At 73.2% G+C, this 22817-nt stretch carries 20 protein-coding genes and 2 pseudogenes; 13 read left to right on the plus strand and 9 right to left on the minus strand.

Features of this window, described 5'->3' with window-relative positions:
• From IG05_RS0124415 to IG05_RS0124425, 3 genes are all read left to right on the plus strand, one after another.
• Positions 1-1442: FAD-binding oxidoreductase (locus IG05_RS0124415; RefSeq protein WP_030345795.1), on the plus strand; the 1442-nt coding region annotated here is incomplete at its 5' end.
• A gap of 37 nt (positions 1443-1479) precedes the next feature.
• Positions 1480-2361: a diacylglycerol kinase family protein gene (locus IG05_RS0124420; protein ID WP_030345796.1), complete on the plus strand. Its 882-nt coding sequence runs from the start codon at positions 1480-1482 to the stop codon at positions 2359-2361.
• 62 nt (positions 2362-2423) lie between these two features.
• On the plus strand, positions 2424-2792 hold the full coding sequence (locus IG05_RS0124425; protein WP_030345797.1) for an NUDIX hydrolase: 369 nt from the start codon (positions 2424-2426) through the stop codon (positions 2790-2792).
• 40 nt (positions 2793-2832) lie between these two features.
• On the opposite strand, the gene IG05_RS0124430 is transcribed toward IG05_RS0124425, so the two are convergent.
• Positions 2833-3204 (minus strand): thioesterase family protein, encoded by a 372-nt coding sequence (locus IG05_RS0124430; protein WP_030345798.1) that lies wholly within the window; start codon positions 3202-3204, stop codon positions 2833-2835.
• 143 nt (positions 3205-3347) lie between these two features.
• Between IG05_RS0124430 and IG05_RS0124435 the strand changes: the two genes are divergently transcribed.
• A complete protein-coding gene (locus IG05_RS0124435) occupies positions 3348-5849 on the plus strand; it encodes an ATP-dependent Clp protease ATP-binding subunit (RefSeq protein ID WP_030345799.1) in 2502 nt (833 codons plus the stop codon).
• Positions 5850-5876: 27 nt separating this feature from the next.
• On the opposite strand, the gene IG05_RS0124440 is transcribed toward IG05_RS0124435, so the two are convergent.
• Both IG05_RS0124440 and IG05_RS0124445 read right to left on the minus strand, forming a co-directional pair.
• Positions 5877-6338: a GreA/GreB family elongation factor gene (locus tag IG05_RS0124440; protein WP_030345800.1), complete on the minus strand. Its 462-nt coding sequence runs from the start codon at positions 6336-6338 to the stop codon at positions 5877-5879.
• Positions 6339-6648: 310 nt separating this feature from the next.
• On the minus strand, positions 6649-7026 hold the full coding sequence (locus tag IG05_RS0124445) for an STAS domain-containing protein (RefSeq protein WP_234335997.1): 378 nt from the start codon (positions 7024-7026) through the stop codon (positions 6649-6651).
• A gap of 258 nt (positions 7027-7284) precedes the next feature.
• Here IG05_RS0124445 and IG05_RS47960 point away from each other — a divergent pair, with 258 nt between their 5' ends.
• The 4 genes and pseudogenes from IG05_RS47960 to IG05_RS0124460 all read left to right on the plus strand — a co-directional run bounded on the left by IG05_RS47960 (position 7285) and on the right by IG05_RS0124460 (position 11501).
• The gene (locus IG05_RS47960) at positions 7285-8574 is read left to right on the plus strand and encodes an LPXTG cell wall anchor domain-containing protein (protein ID WP_037814605.1); all 1290 of its coding nucleotides are present in this window, start codon (positions 7285-7287) and stop codon (positions 8572-8574) included.
• Between the two features lie 162 nt (positions 8575-8736).
• A pseudogene (locus IG05_RS50025) lies at positions 8737-9075 on the plus strand (urea transporter); the annotation flags it as partial.
• A gap of 139 nt (positions 9076-9214) precedes the next feature.
• A pseudogene (locus IG05_RS50030) lies at positions 9215-9631 on the plus strand (urea transporter).
• A gap of 154 nt (positions 9632-9785) precedes the next feature.
• Positions 9786-11501: an LCP family protein gene (locus IG05_RS0124460; RefSeq protein WP_030345804.1), complete on the plus strand. Its 1716-nt coding sequence runs from the start codon at positions 9786-9788 to the stop codon at positions 11499-11501.
• A gap of 23 nt (positions 11502-11524) precedes the next feature.
• Here the strand turns inward: IG05_RS0124460 and IG05_RS0124465 are convergent, their stop codons facing one another.
• A complete protein-coding gene (locus IG05_RS0124465) occupies positions 11525-12304 on the minus strand; it encodes a DUF1206 domain-containing protein (RefSeq protein WP_030345806.1) in 780 nt (259 codons plus the stop codon).
• A gap of 240 nt (positions 12305-12544) precedes the next feature.
• Between IG05_RS0124465 and IG05_RS0124470 the strand changes: the two genes are divergently transcribed.
• The 3 genes from IG05_RS0124470 (at position 12545) to IG05_RS0124480 (ending at position 16229) form a co-directional block, all read left to right on the plus strand.
• Positions 12545-13207 (plus strand): ScbR family autoregulator-binding transcription factor, encoded by a 663-nt coding sequence (locus tag IG05_RS0124470; RefSeq protein WP_030345807.1) that lies wholly within the window; start codon positions 12545-12547, stop codon positions 13205-13207.
• A gap of 96 nt (positions 13208-13303) precedes the next feature.
• Entirely contained in the window at positions 13304-13828 is a 525-nt protein-coding gene (locus tag IG05_RS42500) for a hypothetical protein (protein ID WP_234335999.1), read from the plus strand.
• A 217-nt stretch (positions 13829-14045) separates the two neighbouring features.
• Positions 14046-16229, plus strand: a complete 2184-nt coding sequence (locus IG05_RS0124480; RefSeq protein WP_030345809.1) for an MMPL family transporter — start codon at positions 14046-14048, stop codon at positions 16227-16229.
• Between the two features lie 85 nt (positions 16230-16314).
• Here IG05_RS0124480 and IG05_RS0124485 read toward each other — a convergent pair whose 3' ends face one another.
• Positions 16315-16713, minus strand: coding sequence for an ACT domain-containing protein (locus IG05_RS0124485; protein ID WP_030345811.1), 399 nt, complete (start codon positions 16711-16713; stop codon positions 16315-16317).
• Positions 16714-16882: 169 nt separating this feature from the next.
• Between IG05_RS0124485 and IG05_RS0124490 the strand changes: the two genes are divergently transcribed.
• Together IG05_RS0124490 and IG05_RS0124495 are read left to right on the plus strand one after the other, a co-directional pair.
• Positions 16883-17605, plus strand: coding sequence for an FAD binding domain-containing protein (locus tag IG05_RS0124490; protein ID WP_030345812.1), 723 nt, complete (start codon positions 16883-16885; stop codon positions 17603-17605).
• 377 nt (positions 17606-17982) lie between these two features.
• Positions 17983-18852: a 4Fe-4S domain-containing protein gene (locus IG05_RS0124495; protein WP_030345813.1), complete on the plus strand. Its 870-nt coding sequence runs from the start codon at positions 17983-17985 to the stop codon at positions 18850-18852.
• A gap of 119 nt (positions 18853-18971) precedes the next feature.
• Here IG05_RS0124495 and IG05_RS0124500 read toward each other — a convergent pair whose 3' ends face one another.
• The 4 genes from IG05_RS0124500 to IG05_RS0124515 form a co-directional block, all read right to left on the minus strand.
• Entirely contained in the window at positions 18972-19781 is an 810-nt protein-coding gene (locus IG05_RS0124500; protein ID WP_030345814.1) for a carbohydrate ABC transporter permease, read from the minus strand.
• 11 nt (positions 19782-19792) lie between these two features.
• Positions 19793-20710, minus strand: a complete 918-nt coding sequence (locus IG05_RS0124505; protein WP_030345815.1) for a carbohydrate ABC transporter permease — start codon at positions 20708-20710, stop codon at positions 19793-19795.
• A complete protein-coding gene (locus tag IG05_RS0124510) occupies positions 20682-21929 on the minus strand; it encodes a sugar ABC transporter substrate-binding protein (RefSeq protein ID WP_030345816.1) in 1248 nt (415 codons plus the stop codon). The genes IG05_RS0124505 and IG05_RS0124510 overlap by 29 nt, the downstream gene beginning before the upstream one ends.
• Before the next feature lie 112 nt (positions 21930-22041).
• Entirely contained in the window at positions 22042-22767 is a 726-nt protein-coding gene (locus IG05_RS0124515) for an alpha/beta fold hydrolase (RefSeq protein ID WP_234336001.1), read from the minus strand.
• Between the last annotated feature and the right edge of the window lie 50 nt (positions 22768-22817).

A 22817-nucleotide genomic window follows, 5' to 3' on the forward strand; every position in this document is an offset into this window, starting at 1 on the left:
CGGCCGCCCCCGCCGCCCTGCGCGCCCTCGCCGGGGCCGTCGGCGACGAGCACGTGCGCACGGACCCGGAGAGCCGGGTCCGGCACACCCGCGGCAAGTCCACCCCCGACCTGCTGCGCCTGCGGGCCGGCGACGTCACCGACGTCCCGCAGGCCGTGGTCCTGCCCGCCGGCCACGACGAGGTCCTCGCCGTCCTGCGCGCCTGCGCCGCACACGGCCTCGCCGTGGTGCCCTTCGGCGGCGGCACCTCGGTGGTGGGCGGACTCGCCCCGCAGCGCAGCGCGTTCGTCGCCCTGGACCTGCGCCGCATGAGCGGTCTGCTCGACCTCGACCCGGTCTCCCGCACCGCCGTCCTCCAGCCCGGCCTGCGCGCTCCCGAGGCCGAAGCCCTGCTCGCCGGACAAGGCTTCACCCTCGGCCACTTCCCGCAGTCCTTCGAATGGGCCACCATCGGCGGCTTCGCGGCGGCCCGCTCCAGCGGCCAGGCGTCCGCGGGGTACGGCCGCTTCGACGAGATGGTGCTCGGCCTGACCCTCGCCACCCCCGAGGGCACTATCGAGACCGGCCGCGCCCCGCGCTCGGCCGCCGGACCCGACCTGCGCCAGCTGATCCTCGGCTCCGAGGGCGCCTTCGGCGTCATCACCTCCGTCACCGTACGGATCCGCCCGCTGCCGGAGGTGCGGGTGTACGAGGGCTGGCGGTTCGGCAGCTTCGAGGAGGGCACCGCCGCCCTGCGCCGGCTCGCCCAGGACGGACCCCGGCCGACCGTGCTGCGCCTGTCCGACGAGACCGAGACGCTCATCGGCCTCGCCCAGCCCGACGCCATCGGCGCCGACCTGGCGCAGGGCGGCGCGGGCTGCCTGGCGATCGCCGGGTACGAGGGGACGGCCGAGGACACCGCGTACCGCCGCGAGCGGGCGGCGGCCGTCCTGACGGACTGCGGCGGCACCCTGGCCGGCACCGAACCCGGCGAACGCTGGGCGCACGGCCGCTACTCCGCGCCGTACCTGCGCGACGCCCTGCTCGACGTCGGCGCCTTCGCCGAGACGCTGGAGACCGCGGCCTTCTGGTCCCGCGTCCCCGAGCTGTACACGGCCGTCCGCACCGCCCTGACCGACACCCTCACCCGGGCCGGCACCCCGCCCCTGGTGATGTGCCACATCTCCCACGTGTACGAGAACGGCGCCTCCCTGTACTTCACCGTCGTCAGCGCCCAGGGCGAGGACCCGGTGGCCCACTGGACGCCGGCCAAGCACGCGGCCAACGAGGCCGTACTCGCGGCCGGCGGCACCATCTCCCACCACCACGGGGTCGGCACCGACCACCGCGACTGGTACGTCCGCGAGGCCGGCCCGCTCGGCGTCTCGGCCCTGCGCGCCGTCAAGCGCCGCCTGGACCCCGAGGGGATGCTCAACCCCGGCGTCCTGCTGCCCACCGACTGACCCACCCGATCCGACCGCCTGCCTCGGAGGCCCACCGATGCGCCAGTTCACCGCCGTCGTCAACCCCGCCGCGGGCGGCTCCACCGGGGCGGCGACCCTGCTCCGGCTGGCCCGGCTGCTCCGCGCGGCCGGTGCCGGCCTGGAGACCGAGTACAGCCGGAGCCTCGCCCACGCCCAGGACATCGCCCGCGCGGCCGGCGAGCGGGGCCGGATCGTCCTGGCCGTGGGCGGCGACGGCATCGCCGGCGGCATCGGCGGCGCGCTCAGCGGCACCGGGACCGTGCTGGGCCTCGTACCCGCCGGACGCGGCAACGACTTCGCCCGCGCGCTCGACCTGCCCGCCGAGCCGGAAGCCCTCGCGGACATCCTGCTGCACGCCGAGCCCCGGCCCGTGGACACCATCGAGGTGGAGTCGGCCGTCCACCCGCGCACGGTGGTCCTGGGCAGCGTGTACGCCGGTGTCGACGCGGAGGCCAACCGGTACGCCAACAACGCCCGGCTGCTGCGCGGCGCCGCCTCCTACTACGCGGGCGGTCTGCGCGCCGTCACCACCTGGCGGCCGGCCGACTACCGGGTCACCGTCGACGGCGAGGAGCACCTCCACCGCGGCTACACCGTCGTCGCGGCCAACTCCCCCTACTACGGCTCCGGCCGGCTCATCGCGCCCGGCGCGCGCGTCGACGACGGGCTGCTGGACATCGTGCTGATCCGCGAGGCCCCACGCAGGCTGTTCTTCACCTTGATGAACGAGCTGAAGACCGGCGCCCACGTCCGCCGCCCCGAAGTACGCGTCCTGCGCGGCCGGGAACTGCGCATCGAGGCCGGCCGGCCCGTGCCCTGCGGCGCGGACGGCGAGGTGGAGGCGGTGCTTCCGGTCACCGTGCGGGTACGGCCCGGGGACCTGCCGGTGCTGTACTGAGGTCCCCGGCGCATCACCCGCCCGCCCCTGGGTAGGCAAGCAGTGCCTGGGAGGGGAGCCTTATGACGCTGGAGCAGGCCGGGAACGTGGTGCGGGCGGTCGTCGTGTACGACGGGCGGGTGCTGCTGGTGCCGGACGGCGACGGCTGGGGACTGCCCGCGGGCACCCCGGAACCGGCCGAGACCGCCCAGGCCACGGCGGCGCGGATCGTGTACGAGGCCACGGGGTACCTGGTCGACGGCACCGAGCCGCTGGAACCGGGGGAGGCTGCGGGGGAGACGGCGGTGGTCTGCCAGCTGCTGAGCGAATCACCGTCGTCCGGCGGCCGTCTGGCACCGGACCAGCTGCGCTGGACACCGATAGAGGAGACCACCGGCACCCCGTTGCCGGCCCCCGTGCGCACCTACCTCCAGGGGCACACACCGGTGTGAACCGAACCGCTGCGAAGGGGGCGTCCGAACAGCCCGTCGCTCAGCGGCCCGCCCCCGGCCCGGGCGGCGGTGTGAGGAACCGCTGCCGGTCGACGACCGCACGCTCGATCTCGCCCGTCGCGACCACCTGCCCCGACCCGTCGACGGCCCGCACCGCGAAGGTCAGGCGCCGGCCCGCAGGGGCGGCCGGGGGCTCGGCGGTCACCTCGATCTCGCCGCCCACCCGCGTGGCCCGCAGGTGCTCGACCCGCACCGCCGTACCCACGCTCGTCTGGCCCGTCCCCAGGAACGGCACCGCGGCCCGCACGGTCGCCGCCTCCAGCCACGCGATCAGCCGGGGCGTCGCGAGCACGGGCACGTCACCGCTGCCCAGCCGCACCGCGGTGTCGTCGTCGGTCACCTCGTACCGCATCCCACCAGGCTAGGGGGTGTCCGCGGCTCCGCGGGAACCGGCGGTCTCGGCTTGCGGTGCCGTCCGCTCGGGGTTTCAGTGAGTACTGACCCCGCGCAGACGCCCGTCCCGGACTGCTGCCCCCTCGCGCGCCAGGAGCCCTCATGACGATGTCGTTCGGTGGATCGTTCGGTTCGTCGGATCCGTTCAGCGAGCTGCTGAATCGATTCTTCGGCATGTCTCCGGCGTCCTCGCCCCCCGCGGTGCAGCGCGTCCCCATCGGACGGCTGCTGACGGAGTCCGCGCAGGAGCTGCTGAACCGCGCCGCGCAGCGGGCCGCCGACGACGGCACGTCCGACCTGGACACCGAGCACCTGCTCTGGGCGGCCACCCAGGTCGCCCCCTCGCGCCGGCTGCTCGCCCAGGTGGGCGTGGACCCCGACACGGTCGCCGCCGAGCTGGCCAAGATCCTGCCGCGCGAGTCCGGCGAGCCCTCCGCGCAACCGGGCCTCACCCCGGCGGCCAAGCGCACGCTCCGCGCCGCCTTCGCCCAGTCGCAGGCGGCCGGCGTCTCCTACATCGGCCCCGAGCACATCCTGAGCGCCCTGCTCGGCGACCGCGACACGGGTGCCGCCCGGATGCTGCGGGCCGAGGGCCTGGACACCGGGCGTCTGGCGGACCTGACCGAACAGGCCGCGGCGCGCGCCGAGGGGGCCCCGGCCGAACGGAAGCAGCCGGCCACGGCCCTGGACGAGTACGGCCGCGACCTGACGGAGGAGGCGAGGGCCGGCAGGCTCGACCCGGTGGTCGGGCGGGCCGAGGAGATCGAGCAGACCGTCGAGATCCTCTCGCGGCGCTCCAAGAACAACCCCGTGCTGATCGGTGAACCGGGCGTCGGCAAGACCGCCATCGTGGAGGGACTCGCCCAGCGCATCGTCGCGGAGGAGGTCCCCGACGCGCTGAAGGACAAGCGGGTCGTCTCCCTGGACCTGTCGGGCATGGTGGCGGGAGCGCAGTACCGGGGACAGTTCGAGGAGCGGCTGAAGAGGGTCATCGAGGACGTCCAGGCGGCCGGCGGCGACATCATCCTGTTCATCGACGAGCTGCACACGGTCGTCGGCGCCGGCGCCACCGGCGAGGGCTCCATGGACGCGGGCAACATGCTCAAGCCCGCCCTCGCGCGCGGGGAACTGCACGTGGTGGGCGCCACGACCATCGACGAGTACCGCAAGTACGTGGAGAAGGACGCCGCCCTGGAGCGCCGGTTCCAGCCGGTGATGGTCCCGGAGCCCACCGTCGAGGAGACGGTGCAGATCCTCGAAGGGCTGCGCGACTCCTACGAGGCGCACCACCAGGTCCGCTTCGGCGACGGGGCGCTGGCGGCCGCCGCCGAACTCACCGACCGCTACATCAGCGACCGTTTCCTGCCCGACAAGGCGATCGACGTGATGGACCAGGCGGGCGCCCGGGTGCGGCTGCGCAGCGCCGGACGCTCCGTCGAGATCGTCAGTCGCGAGGACCGTATCGCCAAGCTGCGGCGGGAACTGGAACAGGCCGTGTCGGCCGAGGACTTCGAGAAGGCCTCGGACCTCAAGCGGCAGATCGCCGAGGCCGAGGGCGAGCTGGCCGGCATCGAGGAGCGCCGCGAGGGCGTCGTCTCCGTCACCGCCTCCGACATCGCCGACGTCGTCTCCCGCCGCACCGGGATCCCGGTCTCCCAGCTCACCGCCAGCGAGAAGGAGAAGCTGTTGCGGCTGGAGGAGGAGATGCACGCGAGGATCGTCGGCCAGGACGAGGCGGTGACCGCGGTGTCCCAGGCCGTGCGCCGCAACCGCGCCGGCATGGGCGACCCGAACCGCCCCGTGGGCTCCTTCCTGTTCCTCGGTCCGACCGGCGTCGGCAAGACCGAACTCGCCAAGACCCTCGCCGCCCTGCTGTTCGGCGAGGAGGACCGCATGATCCGGTTCGACATGAGCGAGTTCCAGGAGAAGCACACCGTCGCCCGGCTGGTCGGCGCCCCTCCCGGATACGTCGGCTACGAGGAGGCGGGCCAGCTCACCGAGAAGGTCCGCCGCCAGCCCTACAGCGTGGTGCTGTTCGACGAGGTGGAGAAGGCCCACCCCGACGTCTTCAACACGCTGCTGCAGATCCTGGACGACGGACGGCTGACGGACGCGCAGGGCCGCACCGTCGACTTCCGGCACTGTGTCGTCATCATGACGTCCAACATCGGCGCGCACCGGATCCTGGACCACAAGGGCGATGTGTCCGAGCTCAAGGGCGCGTTGATGGAGGACCTGCGCGGCCGGTTCCTGCCCGAGTTCCTCAACCGGATCGACGACATCATCATCTTCCACGGCCTGACCGAGGACGACCTGGGGCGGATCCTGGACCACCTGCTGGACCAGAGCAGGCGCAAGGTGCGCGCCCAGGGCATGGGCCTGGAGGTCTCGGACGCGGCCAAGAAGCTGCTGATCGCGCACGGTTACCAGCCGGAGTTCGGCGCCCGCCCGCTGCGCCGCACGATCCAGGCCGAACTCGACAACCGCATCGCCACCATCCTGCTCGCCGGTGAGGCCGGGCCAGGGGACACCATCGTCGCCGACGTCCGGGACGACTCGCTGCACTGCTCGGTACGGCGCAGCGAGTCCGGACAGCCCTCCTGAGGGCCGGCGCGGTCCCGGGCGCCCCGGTCATTCCCCGATCGAGACGACGACGGCCGTCGCCGGCCCGTCCGGGGTGTCGTAGTGCACGGTGTCCCCGGGACGGCGGCCGAGCAGCGCACGCCCGAGCGGGCTGTCGGCGGTGACCAGCGTCTGGTCCAGCGCCTCGGCGGCCTCGCCGATCTGCAGGGTCTCCGTCGCGCCGTCGGAGAAGCGCACACCGACCGTGCTGCCCACGCCGACCACGTCGGTGGGGGCGGGCCCGGCCTCCGCCGCCCGGCGGAGCCGTACGGTGATGTCCTCGATACGGCGGTCCAGGCGCTCCAGCTGGTCGGCGCGCCGCAACTCGTCGGCCTGGTCGGCCTGATCGCCCACCGAAGTGGCGTCCCGGAGCGTGCCGGCGACGAGCCGGCGCTCGGACTGGAGGTCGGCCAGCTCCTGCTCCAGGGCACGGCGGGCCTGGGCGCTGATCGGCTCCGGATCACCGGTCATGGCGTCTGCTCCTCTGCGCGCGGACGGACGGCCGGATGAGGTGGGGGGGAGTCCGGCATTTCGCATCATAGTCACGCGAGCGGTCGTCGCCCGGCTCCGGTGGAGTGGCTGTGAATGCGGCGATATCGTGCTTATGTCCCCGGGCGGAGCCGATCGTGCTCCGCTCACTGCCGTCAGGAGGTGCCCATGTCCTCGAAACGACGCCGGAAGAAGAAGGGGCGGCGCAAGCACGCGGCCAACCACGGGCGACGCCCGCAGTGCTGACACTCACTCCCCTGCGGGGAAAGGGGGGGAGCCCGGGGGCGGCGCGTCAGCCCTCCAGGGCTTCGCCGACGCTGGGGTAGCAGGGGAGCAGGGGGGTCAGGCCGACGATCTCCAGGGTGCGCAGGACCGGTCGCCGTACGCCTGCCAGCCTCAGCCAGCCCGTGGGCGCGTGGGCCTGGTGGCCGGTGATGAGCACGTTGATGCCGCTGGAGTCCATGAACGGCACGCCGCTCAGGTCCGCCACGGTGCGTGCGCCGTCGGGGTCCGCCGGGCTGAGGGCCCGGCGCAGCGCGCCGGAGGTGTGGTGGTCGACCTCGCCGGCCACCGTGACGACGGTGACGCCGTCGACGACCGACCGGGTGACCGACAGCCCGTCCGGTTCTGCCTGTTCGTTCGCGTCTGCCGCGTCTGCCGTCTCTGACACGTGATCCTCGTCCACGCTCGCCCGATCCTTGCCCAGAGCTTCTCTCTCCGGGAGGCTGCCCAGGATCGCACGGAGGATGCCGGTCCGTCTGCCGTCCTCCCGCGACTCACGGTGATTCCCTGCAACCTCTCACGCCTCTCGTGTGTCCAGTACATGACGGCTGTCCGGTACATGACGGCCGGGCCGTACCGGGCCCGGCCGCCGGCCTGTGGCATGCCGACGTGCATACCCCTGTGCATACCGAAGAGGAGATCCACCGTGCGCTCACCCCTGCGTTCCACGGCGGCGGCCGTAGCCGCCGCAGCGATCGGCATCGGCGTCGCCGCCCTGGCCGTCCCCGTGGCGCACGCCGAGGAGCTCGCCCCCGACCTGGTGGTCTCCACCCTTCCGACCGCCTCTCCCGAGCCGGGCGAGAGCTACGACCACGCCGTCACCGTCACCAACAAGGGCACGGCGCCCGCCGCCCACGTCACCTTCCGGATCCGGCTGACCCGGGGCCTGGACTTCCCCGGCACGGCCGAGGGCTGCACGTACTCCACCCTCGCCGACCACGTCCGCCAGGCGCTGTGCGAACTGGACACGGTCGTCCAGCCCGGCGCCTCGATCACCACGCCGGTCCGGTTCAAGGCCCTGCCGCAGGCCCTGATGGAGGCGGTCGAGTACGGCACGGGCCGCACCGGCGAGACGCCGGGGGAGGGCTTCGGCGACAGCTACCGGCGGCTGGCCCTGACCGCGGACAGCACCGCCGACCTGGCGGCGGAGGGAGACCTGGTGGAGGGCGCGCCCGGCAGCCGGGTCACCGTCACCGCGACGCTGCGCAACAACGGCCCCGGCTGGATCCGCGACGAGGAGAGCGACGACCAGCCGGCCCTCATGGTGCGCATCCCGCGGGGAACCGTCGCCGAGGAGGTGCCCGAGGACTGCCGGCCGTTCGGCACCGACGGGCCGACCGGACCCTCGGAGCCGGGCCACGCCCGGTACGTCTGCCTCCCCGCCGACCACACCATCGACGTCGACCAGTCCCTCGACTACAGCTTCGTCCTGGAGATCGGGAAGACGGCACGTGACACCAAGGGCCGGGTGACGGCCGGTTCGGTGTACGGCATCCACCCCGCGTTCGACGAGAACCCCGCGGACGACACCGCCTACCTGGCGGTCGACGTCACTGGCGGCGAGGACCCGGGCACCAGCACCGGCGGCGGAACCACGACCGGCGGCGGCACGGGAGGCGACGGCGATCCGCACGGCCAGTCGACGGGAGGCTCCGGCACGACGGGCACGACGGGCACGACAGGTGCCACCGGTACGACAGGCACCTCGGGCACGACCGGTACGACGGGGACCTCCGGTGGCACCTCCGGGACGACGGGCACCTCAGGGTCGGCGGCCACCGGCTCCACGACCTCCGGTTCCGGTACCGCGACCGGCGGCACCCTCGCGAGCACCGGCAGCGACGGCATGCCGCTCCTGGCCGCCGGCGCCGTGGGCGCGGTGGCCCTCGGCGGCCTCGTGCTGGTGGTTGTACGCCGCCGAAGCACCGGGAAGTGACGGCCTCTCGACAACTCGTACCGCATCACGGAATATGAATACCGCAGAACGGAATGGAGTAGGTCGAGGGAGGGGTGGGGCGTGCGGTGGCCGGACGGTACCCGGTGGCGGGCACGGGGCGCGGGATGCGCGCCGCCCCTGCTGCGCGCCCCGGCGCAGGTGGTGTTCCTGGCCGACGCGCGGGCCGGCGCCGTCTTCTGCCTCGCCCTGTGCGCGGCCGACTGGCGCTACGGCGCCTACGCGCTGGGCGGCGCCGCCCTCGGCGCCGGCGCCGCCCGGCTGCTGCGCGCGGCCCGCGACCGGATCGCCTCGGGGCTGGAGGGCCTCAACTCCTGCCTGTTCGCCCTCTGTTCCGCGGTGTTCCTGGGGGCGGGCCGGCTGTCCACCCTGCTGCTCGCCGCCGTGGGCTGCGTCGCGACCCCGGTCGTGACGGCGGCCGCGGTCCGGCTGCTGCACGTGTGGCGCCTGCCCCCGCTGACGCTGCCGTACTGCCTGCCGGCGAGCGCGGTCACCGTCGCCGCGCCCGTCTTCCGGCGGATCCGGCCGGCCGGCGGCAGCCGGGCCGCCCTGCTCCGCGTCCCCCCCCCCCGGCCCGACGGAGCTGCGCCCCGGCGAGCTGTGGCAGGCGTTCTTCCGCAACGTGTCCGAGGTCTTCTTCCTGGACGAGTGGTACGTCGGTGCTCTGCTGCTCGCCGGTCTGTTCCTGGCGAGCCGGGCGGCGGGCCTGGTGGCCTGCGCCGGCAGTGCGAGCGGCCTCCTGACGGCGTGAGCGCTCGGCGCGCCGGCGGCCCGGATCGCGGACGGCACGATGGGCTACGACGCGGTGCTCGTCGCCCTCGCCCTGTGCGGAGCACTCCACCCGGCCCCTTGGGCCACGCTGCCGTACGCGCTGCTCGGCGCGGTGGCGGTGACCGTGCTGACACCGGCCGTCGCCCATCTGCTCGCCCCGTCCGGCGGTCTCGTCCTCACCTGGCCGTTCGCGCTGACGACGCTCGGTTTCCTGGCCGCCGCCCGTTCCCTTCCCCGGCTCACCCCCGCTCTCGGCGACGGCACGTAGACTCCCGCTTCCCGAGCCGCTCCGGGCGCAGACGCCCGCGCCCGGCTGGGCCGCCTGTGAATCCGGTGTGCATCCGCGCTGTTCGGACCACCTGTTTGCTAGATTGCGCAACTACGCAATCGAGTGCTGGTGCGACCGTTCAGGGGAGTGGGAGATGAGCGACCCGTGGGACGGGCCGGCCGGCCAGGCAACGCGCAGCCGCGGCACACAGGTTCCCCGTCAGCGCGGGGCCGGGCCGGACGGCGCGCACCCGCCGGGCGGCCGGGCCGCCGCCCAGGCCGCCTCGCGTGCGCGCGGCGGCTCACGGAACCGGCGCCGGGCCCGCCCGGCGGGCCGCGGCAAGCGTCTCCTGAAGATGACCGGGATCCTCCTGTCCGTCCTCGTCGTGGTGACCGCGGGCGCGGGCTGGTGGTTCTACCAGCACCTGAACGGCAACATCCACAGCGTCTCGCTGGACGGCAAGGGCGGCACGGAGAAGGCCGACGCCTTCGGCCGCACCCCCATCAACATCCTCGTCATGGGCTCGGACGGCCGTACCAGCGCGACGGACTGCAAACTCGGCGGCGGCTGCGCGAGGACCGGGGTGCAGACCGGCAGCAACGCGGACGTGCAGATGGTGCTGCACATAGCCGCCGACCGCTCCAACGCCACCGTGATGAGCATCCCGCGCGACACCATGACCAAGGTGCCGGCCTGCAAGGACAGTGAGACCGGCCGGTCCACCGCCGGCTACTACGGCCAGATCAACAGCGCGCTCCAGTACGGCCCCGCCTGCCAGGTGGCCACGGTCCACCGGCTCACCGGCATCCCCATCGACCACTTCGTCAAGCTCGACTTCTCCGGCGTCGTGAAGATGTCCGACGCGGTCGGCGGCGTGTCCGTGTGCGTCAGCGACGACGTCTACGACACCTACTCGCACCTGAAGCTCTCCAAGGGCGCCCACACCCTCAAGGGCGTCGCGGCCCTGGAGTTCGTACGGTCCCGGCACGGCTTCGGCGACGGCAGCGACCTCGGCCGTACGATCTCGCAGCACATCTTCCTGAGCGCGATGATCCGCAAGTTCAAGAGCGCGGGCACGCTCACCGACCCGACTGCGGTCTACGCCCTCGCCGACGCCGCCACCAAGGCCCTGACCGTGGACGACGGCCTGGGCAGCGTGAAGAAGCTGATCTCGCTCGCGGACGACGTCAACAAGGTTCCTACCAAGCGGATCACCTTCGCCACCATGCAGACGGCCCCCGACCCCGCCGACAGCGACCGGGTCGTGGTGGGCGCCGGCGCCCAGTCCCTGTTCTCCACGATCGCCGACGACCAGCCCCTGACCACCGGCTCCGGCAAGAAGTCGGCGGCGGCCCCGGTGACCGCGAAGGCCACGGCCACCGCCTCCGCCGTACCCGCCGCGCAGATCACGGTGACCGTGGAGAACGGCACCACGGTCACCGGCCGTGCCTCCGCCGTCGCCGCCGCCCTCACCGGCAAGGGCTTCAGCCCGGCCACCACCACGGCCAACGCCCCGAGCCCCGCGACGAGCACCACCCTCACCTACGGCCCCGGCCGGAAGCCGGAGGCGCAGACCGTGGCCAAGGCGCTCGGCCTGCCCTCCTCGCACCTGGAACAGGGCAGCGGCACGGGCCTGACCCTCGTGATCGGCGGCGACTGGCCCAGCGGCAGCCGCTACCCGGGCGGCGGCGCCGCGCCCGCGCCCGCCGACCCCAAGGCCGCCGTCGGCGGCGCCCACGCCTCCACCGCCGACCAGGCCAAGACCTGCGCCAAGGTCAGCCCCTACAGGACGGTCAGCGTCGACGGCGTCGCCATGACCCCGGCCCAGGCGTACGAGGCGGCGCGGAGCAAGCCCGACTCCGACTCCTGAGCGGCACGGCGGGGGCCGTCGGATCAGACCTTGCGCCAGCGCGCGTTGCACCAGGAGAAGACGCCGAACGCGGCCAGCCCCAGCGCGACCAGGGCGAGCAGCCACGGGCCGGCCGGCAGCTCCTGGAATCCGCGCAGGGTGTCGTCCATGCCCCTGGCCTTGCCCGGCTGGTGCTTGACGGCGGCGACGACGGCGAACACCCCGGCCGCGGCGAAGACGACCCCACGGGCACTGCCACCGGTCACGCCGACGGCCTCCACGACCCTGCGGGTCCTGGCGGACATCTCGTGGATCCGCAGGTGCTTGCGGAATTTCCGCTGCACGGCCCGTACCGCGATCCAGAGCCCCGCGATCACGACTCCGGCACCCGCGATGCCGAGGATCCACTGGCCGCCGGGCCACTCCAGCACCCGGGCGGTGACGTCGTCGGTGTGCCGGTCGGAGGACCCGCTGCCGCTGCCCCGGTCCCCGGCCGCGTAGGCGAGCACCGAGTACGACACGAAACAGTAGAAGACGAAACGGAACAGGTCCGCCACCCGCCGGGAGAGCTTGGACCCGTCGGTGCCCGGCCCGCCGAACACCGCCTCCGACAGCCGCCACAGCGCCATCCCGGCCAGCCCGATGCCGACGGCCCACAGCATCACCGACCCGAACGGCCGTCCGGCCAGCTCACCGAGGGCGCCACCGCGGTCGGCCTGGTGCCCGCCGCCGTCACCGCCGAAGGCGATCTGCACCGCGATGACCGCCACGAGTACGTAGATCAGGCCGCGTGCCGCGAAACCCGCGCGGGCCGCCGCGGCCATGGCCGTGCTGTCCGCTGCCCGGCGCGCCCCGAAACGTCCCTGCAGTGCCCATGAGCGTGCATTCATACACCGCCGATGCCCCCGCACGGCGGTCCGACACCTGCCCGCCGGGGCGCTGCTCGCTCGTATGCCGGGCGCATGTGCCAACTGGACGCCAACCGCCCCGGCGCGCCTTGTCGTTGAGATCCGTGCGGTATGGTACGAGCTGTTTGGTTTAATTTTCAGCTTGGGGGAGGGTCCATGGCTCGGCAGGAGCGAGCTGTCCGGACCCGGCGCGCTGTTCTTGAGGCCGCGGCGGCCGTCTTCGCCGAACGCGGCTACGCGGCTGCCACCATCGCCGAGATCCTCAACCGGGCCGGTGTCACCAAGGGCGCCCTGTACTTCCACTTCGACTCCAAGGCGGCCCTGGCCCGAGGTGTGCTCCAGGAGCAGATGCGGACCGAGTACCACCTCCCGCGGGAACTCAAGCTCCAGGAGTGGGTGGACGCGGGCATGACCCTGGCCAAGCGGCTGCCCCAGGAGCCCATACTCCTCGCCGGGGTCCGGCTCTCGGCCGACCTCCAGGGCCACGACGTCCTCGGCAGCGCCTGGCCGGCCTGGGCCCGGCTGACCTCGTGCGTCCTGACGGAGGCCAAGCAGCGCGGCGAGGTGCTCCCGCACGTCGTGCCCGAGGAGACCGCCCAGGTCTTCCTCGGCGCCTGGATCGGCGTGCAGTTCGTCTCGCAGGCCGTGGCGGGCTGGGCCGACCTCGACGAGCGCATGTCCGCGCTGTACGGCCACCTGCTCCCGGCGATCGCCGCCCCGGCCGTCCTCGTCCGCCTGGACACCGCTCCGGACCGGGGCGCCCGTGTGATCGCCGAGGTCCACGAGAAGTCGGCGGCCCTCGCCGGCGTCCCCGGCTGACCCGCTCCTTCCGCCCGGCCGTCTCCCCACCCGGCGCGACGGGCGCACCCGTCGGCCCGGACCAAACCGCTGAGCCGGTTTGTCACCGTCGCCCGTATGATCACGTCCCACCGGAAGGGGACCCCGGCTCGATCGCCGAGGCCGGGCGCCGGGCCGCCGCCGTGGGACCGGCCGCGCGGACCCGCCGGCTGCGGCTGCGCGCCGAGCAACCCCCGCTGCCCCGGTGTGTTCGCGGTGGCGTTCTTCGCCCAGCCCCTCCACTGGAGGGACCGGGAGCGGGTGGCGCGGACCGTCCTCGGCACGCTGGAACCCGGCGGCGCGCTGGTGCACCTGGCCGACCGGAAGACCGGGGCCCGCACCATCGCGGGCCCGCCCTGCCCGGCCGTGCCCTACGCGGGCATCGTCGGCCTGGTCACGCGGTACCCCGGCCCCGTCCCCCGGGCCGGACGGGACCTGTCGCCGAACGGCACACCGGGCGGCGAGGCGGCGGTGTTCGGCCCGCACCGCGAGTCCTTCGAGGCGGACCCGCGCCGCCTGCTCGCCGGTACGTCCCCGCCGGGCCGGTTCGCCGAACGGCCGCCGGGCACCGCGGTGTTCGTCCGGTGCCGGCGTCTTCCGTGAGCCGGTCTGGCCTCGGCTTTGTCCGGAAAGTTGGCCGGTTTGCCTGTCTGGCGCCGGCCACGCGCGTCTGGTGCCGGAACGCGTGTTCACGGTCATTAGGATGTGAGGCCAAGACAACCATGCGACCGGCCCGTTGGATCCGGGCCGGTCGGGGTCGCCGATGCCAGGGACCGCTCCCCGGGCTGCGGTGATCTTCCTGCCCAGGAGGACCCTCCGCATGTTCCGACGAATAGGCAACGCCGTCGTCCGTCATCCCATTTGGACGATAGTGGCGTGGCTGATCGCTGCGGTGGCGATCGTCGCCACCGCCCCGAGCCTGCCCTCCAACAGTGACGAGAGCAGTTTCCTGCCCAAGAGTTACGAGTCCATCAAAGCGGCGGACCTGCAGCAGAGGGCGTTCCCCAGCGCCTTCACCCCGTCCGCGATCGCGCTCTACCAGCGCACCGACGGCGGCAAGCTGACCGCCGCCGACCAGAAGGACGTCGCCCGGATCACCACCGAACTGGGCGGCAAGCACATCGACCAGGTGCAGAAGGTCGTCCCCGGCCAGCCGTCCAAGGACGGCAGGTATGCCCTGACCCTGGTGCAGATGGACAGCAAGAACGCCGGTCAGCCCAAACAGGCCGACGCGGCGAAGGAGTTGCGTGACGAGGTCAAGAAACTGGCCAAGGGCACGCATCTCGACGTCAAGCTCGGCGGCTCCGCCGCGCAGGCGCTCGACCAGCAGGACTCGTCCAAGCGCGGCGAGGCGTTGATCGGTATCGGTACCTTCGTCATCATCCTGGTGACGCTGCTGATCATCTTCCGGGCGCCGCTCCTCGCGATCCTGCCCCTGGTGCTGATCGGACTGGTGTCCGCCGTCGCCAACGGGCTGATCGCCTACGCCACCAAGCTGTTCGACCTGGAGGCCAACAGCTCGATCTCCTCCATCCTGATCGTGGTGCTCTTCGGCGTGGGCACCGACTACTTCCTGTTCCTGATATTCCGTTACCGAGAGCGTCTGCGCGCCGGTGACGAACCCAAGCAAGCCATGATCAACGCGGTGGCCCGGGTCGGCGAGGCCATCGCCTCGGCGGCGGGCGCGGTCATCATCGCGTTCCTCGCCCTCGTGCTGTCCACGCTGGGCTTCCTGAAGCAGATGGGCCCGGCGCTCGCCATCGCGGTCGGCGCCACCCTGGTCGCGGGTCTCACCCTGATCCCCGCCGTGGTCTCGCTCATCGGACCGAAGGTCTTCTGGCCCTCGAAGTCCTGGCAGAAGGAACCGCAGAACGCCCGCTTCGCCGCCCTCGGCCGGGGCGTCCAGCGCCGCCCGGCACTGACCGCCGTCGCGTCCGGACTGGTCCTGCTCGCCCTGTCGACCGGCATCCTCGGCTACAAGGCCACCTTCGACCTGGCGTCCGGCTCCATGCCCAAGACCAAGGAGTCGATGGTCGTCCAGGACGAGATGCAGAAGGCGTACTCGGCGGGCGCCGCGGCACCCACCGACGTCTACCTGTCCAGCACCGACGGCAAGCCGCTGGACCGGACCGCCTTCGACGCGTACGCGCAGAAGCTCGGCACCGTGGACGGTGTGGCGAACGCCCGCATGACGCAGGTGAACAGGGCCGGCACCACCGCGGACTTCACCGTCACACTCAAGTACGAGGCGTCGACGGACAAGGCGATCGACGCCGTGGGCCGGGTCCGTGACGTCGCGCACTCCGCGGCGCCCGGCGGCACCGAGGCCCTGGTCGGCGGCATGTCCTCGATCTACAAGGACATCGACGCGGCGGTCAACCACGACTACCGGACGGTCTTCCCCGTCGCAGCCTTGCTCATCATGGTCATCCTGGGCCTGCTGCTGCGCAGTGTGGTCGCCCCCTGGTACCTCATCGCCTCCGTGGGCCTCGGCTTCGGCGCCACCCTCGGTGCCACCGTGTGGATCTTCCAGGAGGGGCAGGGCCACTCGGGGCTGATGTTCATGCTGCCGGTGATCATGTATCTCTTCGTGGTCGCGATCGGCACCGACTACAACATCCTCATGATCGCCCGGCTGCGGGAGGAGGCCCGCGAGGGCCGGGAGCCGCGCGAGGCGGCCGGCATGGCGGTCCGGCACGCCGGGCCGACCGTCGCCGCGGCGGGCTTCATCCTGGCGGCCACCTTCGCCACGATGATGCTGGCGGGCAACTCGCTGCTCTCGGAGATGGGCTTCGCGGTCTCCTTCGGCATCGCGGTGGCCGCGTTCGTCATGGCGATGTTCTTCACGCCGAGCCTGACGGCCCTGATCGGCCACGCGGCCTGGTGGCCGGGCCACGGGGACCGGGCGGAGGTGCCGGCCGCCGGCACCGGAGGTTCCGGACCCGTCAGGGGTGACGAGGAGCGGGACAGCACCGCCCACGATCCCGCCGGGCGCCGCGGCTAGCGGCACGTGGTGTGACCGACGAGTCCTGCCGGGCCCCGCGGCCCGGCAGGACTTTTTCCTGCCCGCCACCGCGGGCCCGTACGGCTCAGCGCCCGGCGTCCGCCAGCCGGCGCAGCACCTGGACCGCCTGCTCGGCCTGCTCGTACGGCACGAAGAGGTGGTCGTGGTGGAAACCCGCGACGACGTTGCAGCTCAGGCCCGCGTCGGCGAGAGCCCGGGCGACCGCGGCGGTCAGACCGACCGCGTCCAGCGCGGAGTGGACGCGCAGGGTGATCCACCCGGCCACATAGTCGTACGCCATCCCGGCCGCGTCCGCGTCCGCCTGCGGCACCACGAGGGTCAGGCCCTCCTGCTCGGCGACCGTGACGACCGGAGAGACCCCGGAGGGCACACCGCCCTCGGCCGTGGTGAAGACATAACGGCCCGGGTTCAGCTCCGGCCGCATGTCGCTCAGCAGTGTGCGCAGATCCGTCTCACCGGTCATGGCACTCACCCTAAGGGCGGTCGGACCGGCCGGCCGCTCACCCGCCCGCTCGCGCATGCTCGTGTGAGCCCTGTATGCGCCCCCGGCGCTGCGGCAAGACTGCGCTGTCGGCGGGCGGCGGCCGCCACCGTCCGCCCGTCGTCCGAGCCGAGAAAGGCAGGTGGCCCGCGTGCAGTTGCGTCTGCCCACGTCCGTGCCGGAAGCCCGGGAGTGCCTGGCCGAGGGGGCCGTACCGATCGGCGGGGCGACGCTCGTGTGGGCGACCTGGCAGCGGGACGGGTTCCCCCAAGCGGCGTTCTCCCTGCGGGAGTTGCCGGAGGCCAACGTCCTGGGTCCGGGGACCGTGGGCGGGGCCGTGCTCCTGCACCGGATCGACGCCACCGTGCCGGACGTCCTGCGGCTGGCCGCCGGCACCATCGGCACCGGCGCGGTGCGGCGGACCGCGACCGTCGGCGGCAACATCGTCGGCAGCACGCTGCGCTGCCTGCTGCCCGCCGCGCTCGTCCTGGACGCCCGGGCGACCGTCCTGGAACCCGACGGCGTCCGCGAGGCGGACCTGGCCGAGGTGGTCGCCAAGCGTCCCGTCCTGCTCAGCCTGCGCTGGCGCCCGCCGACAGCCTCCGCGTACCGCAAGCTGCCCGGCGAGGCGGGCGGGGCACCGCCCCTCGTCGTGGCCTCCGCCCTGCACGCCGGGCACGGGACGCCCGACCGCCTGCGCGTCGCCGTACGGGACGGCTACGACGTCCTCAGCGGCACCACCGTGTGCGAGCCCGGCGCCGAAGCGACCCTCGGCGCGCTGCGCGGCACCGCCCTCGGTGAACTGCCCGCCGCCGCGTGGGACTTCGTCCGGCCCCAGGTCATAGGCCTGCTGGAGAACCGCGGTACGGACTGACGCCACGTCCGGCCCGCCGGTCGTTTGCGGTCCAGGCGAAGACGCCGGCCGGTCGGCACCGTCCTGCCCGAGCCTGACCCGGTACGCGACCCGCGTACCGGGAAGCGGCTGCGCAGGCAGACGGCGGCGGACGGGTTCGACGCGGTCCGCGAGGTGCGATGCGACGGGCGGGGCGGCTTCGGGGTACGGCCCTGACCCCCGCCCGGGAGAGGGTGTCTCCCGCATTCGGCTGCTTCGCGCCCCACCGGGAACCCCCTGGTGAGAGCGGCCCGGCGCCGGAAACACAAGGTCCGTGGGGCCTACCGGTGCGACGGGGGACGGGGTACCCCTGGAAGGGAGGCCTCCGCCGAGGCCGCATCCCTGGAAGGAGTCCGGCCGTGGACGGATGGTACGTGGACGACCGCTGCACGAACTGCGACGTGGCCCGGCAGTTCGCACCCGGGCTGATCGGCGAGGCCGACGGGAAATCCGTCATCCTGCGCCCGCCCGCCGACGATGCGGAGAACCGGCGCTTACACGCGGCCGTCTTCGCCTGCCCCACCCGCTCGATCCGGCCCCTGACCGGCCGGGCGGACCAGTCGCTGGACCCGTTCCCGATGCCCCTGGACGACGGCGTACTGATCTGCGGGCACAACTCGCCCCACACCGCGGGCGCCAACTCCTACCTGCTCCCGCGGCCCTCCGGCACCAGCATGATGATCGACACGCCCCGCTGGAGCCGCGCCCTGGCCGAGCGCTACACGGCCTCGGGCCCCGTCACCGACGTGCTGCTCACCCACCGCGACCACGCCGCACACGGCCGTCGCTACGCCGACCACTTCGGCGCCCGGCTCTGGATCCACGAGGACGACCTCGACGCCGCCCCGGACGCCGACCAGGTGATCCGCGGCCTCGAACCGCTGGAGATCGCCGAGGGCGTCACCGTCCACCCTCTCCCCGGACACACCCGGGGCAGCGTCCTCTACCTCGCCGACGACCGGTACTGCTTCAGCGGCGACAGCTTCTTCTGGTCGCGTACGACCGCGGATCTCGAAGTCGCCGAGAGCGTGACCTGGTACTCCATCGAGGAACTGGCCGCGTCCCTGGCCAGGACGGCAGGGCGGCTGCGGTTCGAGTGGGTGCTGCCGGGCCACGGGGACCGGCGCCGCCTGCCGGCCGACGAGATGTCCCGGCGGCTGCACGCCCTGGCGGACCGCACCCGTCTGCTGCGGCCCCGTCCGGTCGACTTCACCGGGCTCCGCTGGTGAGCGCCGGCCGGGCCGTTCGCTGACGGGCAGCACCCGGCGCGCTGCCGGGATCACCGCCCCGGCGTCCGCTTTCCGCCGTTCGGACCAGCTCCGAGCGCTGTGCTGACGCCCGGGCCTCCTCACTTGACGGCGCCGCCGGTCACCCCGGCGGCGAGCCGGCGCTGTGCGACGACGAGCAGCGCGGACGCGGGGAGGGACGCCAGGACCGCGGTGGCCATGACGGCGTTCCACCGAGGGGTGTGGGCGCCGAGGTACTCGTAGATGCCGACGGTGACCGGCCGTACCGTGTCCGTGGTGTTCAGGGTCAGCGCGAAGAGGAAGTCGCCCCAGGCGAACAGGAAGCTGAACACGCCCGCGGTGACCAGTGCGTTGCGGGTCAGCGGCAGCACCACGGACCACAGGATGCGCAGCCGCCCGGCGCCGTCCACGCGGGCGGCCTCGACGATCTCCCGTGGGACGGCCCGCATGGACGCCCGCAGGACGAGGATCGCGAAGGGCACCCCGGCGGTGGAGTCGGCGAGGACCAGCCCGGCGTACGAGTTGAGCAGCCCGAGGCCGGTGTAGGCGCCGTACAGCGCGTCGGCCACGACGATGCCCGGCACCATCTGGGTCACCAGGACGCCGAACAGGACGGGAGTGGTGCCGCGGAGCGGGAACCGGGCCAGCGCGTAGGCCGCCGGGGTGGCGAGGGCGAGGCTCAGCACCACACTGCCGAGGGACACGACGAGGCTGGTGAGGAGGTTGCGGCCCTGATCGTGCAGGGCGGTGGTGTAGCCGCTGAGGTCCGGGTGGAGGGGGAACCAGCCCGTCCCCGGGAGGGCGCCCGCCGGTTGCAGGGAGGCGTTCACCATCCAGTACACCGGGAACAGCATCACCGCCAGCAGGGCGACACCGGCGAGCGTGGACAGCCGGCCACGGGCGGGCTTCATGGCACCGTCCTTCACGCGTACCGGGCGCGACGGCTCGCGCGCAGGTGGACGAGGGCGAAGACGAGCGACACGAGGACGAGGACGTTGCCCAGGGCGGCACCGCGTCCGAAGTCGAGCTGCTGGAAGGAGAGCGCGTAGGACCGGGTGGCGAGCGTCTGCGTGGCGTCGGCCGGGCCCCCGCCCGTCACCACGAGGACGATGTCGAGGACCTTGAGCGTGTAGACCGCGCCCAGCACCAGCACGACACCGGCGACGGGCCGCAGCAGCGGCCAGGTGACGTGGCGGAACGAGGCCAGCGGTCCGGCGCCGTCCAGCTTCGCCGCCTCGTACAGGTGCTCCGGGATGTCCTGGAGGCCGCCGTACAGCAGCGCGGTGTTGAAGGGGACGCCCACCCAGATGTTGACCAGGATCACGGAGACCAGTGCCTGGGAGGTGCCGGTCAGCCAGGGGATGCCGGAGGGCACCAGGTGGAGGCCGCGCAGCACCCGGTTGACGATGCCGGAGTCGGTGTCGAGCATCCACCGCCAGGTCGTCCCGGAGACGACCAGCGGCAGCAGCCAGGGCAGCAGCAGGAGCGAGCGCAGGAGGCCGCCCAGCGGAAACCTGCGCTGGAAGAACAGGGCGATGGCCAGCCCGAGCACGAACTGCCCGACGAGCGAACCGGCCGTGAACAGGACCGTGGTCAGCAGCGCTTCCCGGAACATGTCCGACGACAGGACCTCCGCGTAGTTGCGCAGCCCCACGAACGGTGCGGCTCCGGTGTAGAACGTCGTGGCCGTGTAGTGCCGGAAGCTCATCAGGACGTTCTCGGCGAGCGGGTAGCCGAGGAACAGCAGCAGGTAGGCCAGGGCGGGCAGGAGGAACAGCCACTGCGTGATCCGCTCCCGCAGCCGTGCCCGGTCAGGAACCGGTCGCGGTCCGCTGCGCATGCCTGAGTGCTTCCCGCGGTGTCTGCTCACCCGTCAGCGCGGCCTGCACCGCGGTGTAGATCCCGGTCGCCGCCCGGGGCCACTCGACGCCGAGCCGGCTGGTGCGGGACCGGGCCCGCTGCACGCTCTTGACGAACGCGGCCGTCGACGGGACCTCGCGGGCGTACCGGGACGCCACCGCGGTACGGGACGGCACCGTGTGGTACTGCTCGGCCAGGGCCAGCATGTTCTCCGGGTCGTTCAGGCAGGCCAGCACCTTGGCGGCCGCCCGCTGCCGGGCCGCGGAGGAGTTCTGCGGCACGGTCCACACCTCACCGCCGAGCGGGGTGACGAGGGTCTGCCCGGGCACGCGGACCGGGAGCGGGGCCACGCCCCAGTGCAGGCCGGCCTTGTCCAGCTCGGAGATCCGCCAGGGACCGTTGACCATCATGGCCGCCTTGCCGGCCACGAACTGGTCGTGGAGGTCGGCCTGCGTCCAGTTCAGCACCGACCGCGACATGGAGCCGCTCTCGACCAGATCGACCCAGAGCTGGAGGGCCTGCGCGGCCTGCGGGCTGTCCAGCCGTGTCTCGTCGCCGCCGTTGGACCACAGGAAGGGCAGGAACTGCCAGGTGCCCTCGAAGGTGGCGTTCGCGTCCACCGCCATGCCGTAGCGCCCCGGCCGGGTCAGCGCGGCCGCGGCCTTCTCCAGCTGGTCCCACGTCCTCGGTACGGCGACACCGGCCTCCGCGAGCATGTCCTTGTTGTAGAACAGGGCGGTCGTGCCGGCCGTGGGCGCCAGCCCGTACACCTTCCCCCGGTACGTGCCCGCCGACAGGATGCCCTCGGCGTAGCCGCCGGAGTCGACGCCGTAGCGGTCCAGCGGCGTCAGTGCGCCGGTCCGCGCGATCTGCTGCAGGTCCGGGTTGTCGAGCATCAGCAGGTCGGGCAGGGTCCGCGAGGACACCTGCCGCAGCACCTGCGGGACGAGCGAGGCACCGGGCACGCTCCGGTGCTCGACGGTGACGCCGGCGGCCCTGCCGCAGGCGGTGAGCCGCTCGCCCCACTGGGCGTGCTCGGTGGTGTCGGTGTAGTAGTCGAGCGCGGTGATGGAGGTGACCCTGCCCCCGGCGGACGCGGAGCCGGTACCGCCCCCGCACCCGGCGGCGGCCAGGACCAGGGCGAGGGTGCCGAACAGAGCGGTGAACCGCCGTCTCGACGGTATGGCCGCTGAGCTCATGTGGTGCCTTCCGCGCAAGATCCGGTGCCGCAGTGGAAGTGCGGGCGAGAGGGTCCATACCGGCATGTTCCGGTCCGGGCAGGGATGCTACCGCACCTGGCCGATCACCTGATCAGATGACCGCTCCGGCGGCCTCCCCGATCATCGCCGCCACGGCCTCCGGCCGGGACAGGACCACGGCGTGCGAACCGTCCAGCAGGCGTGCGGTGGCCGCCATGCGCTGCGCCATGAAGCGCTGGGCCGTGGGGTTGAGCATCCGGTCGGCGGCGGCGACGGCGTACCAGGACGGTCTCGACGCCCACGCTGGCGGGCCCGAACCCGCGGTCAGCGCGCGCTGCGCGAGGGGGCGCTGCCGCACGGACAGCACACGGCCGGCACGGGGGGACAGGTCGGCGGCGTACAGCTCGGAGAAGCTCTCCCCGCGGAGGTACAGCTCGCCGTCCGTGCCCGCGGACGACCGCCCGGGGAGGGCGGCGGTGAACGCCGCGTCCGCCCCCGGCATGGGCGGGAAGCGGTCCGTGACGTCCAGCAGGCTTTCGCCGGCGTCCAGACCGAACGCCGCGACGTACGCCAGGGCCACGACGTTGTCGGCGTCTGCGGCCGTGATGACCGCGCCCCCGTAACCGTGGCCGACCAGCACCACCGGGGTGCCGAGCTGCCGCACCACGCTGCCGACGTAGGCGGCGTCGTGCGCCAGGCCGCGCAGCGGGTTCGCCGGGGCGCGCACCGCCAGCCCGGCCGCGTGCAGCAGCCGGATCACCCCCGTCCACGACGAGGCGTCGGTGAACGCCCCGTGGACGAGCACGACGGTCGGCGGTACGGGGATGGGTCCGGGCACGTCGGTGACCTCCGGCTGGGTGGGGTGCCCAGCCAAGCCCATCCCGCCCC

Origin of the sequence: Streptomyces sp. NRRL S-1022, assembly GCF_000720135.1 — a bacterium.
GTDB lineage: Bacteria > Actinomycetota > Actinomycetes > Streptomycetales > Streptomycetaceae > Streptomyces.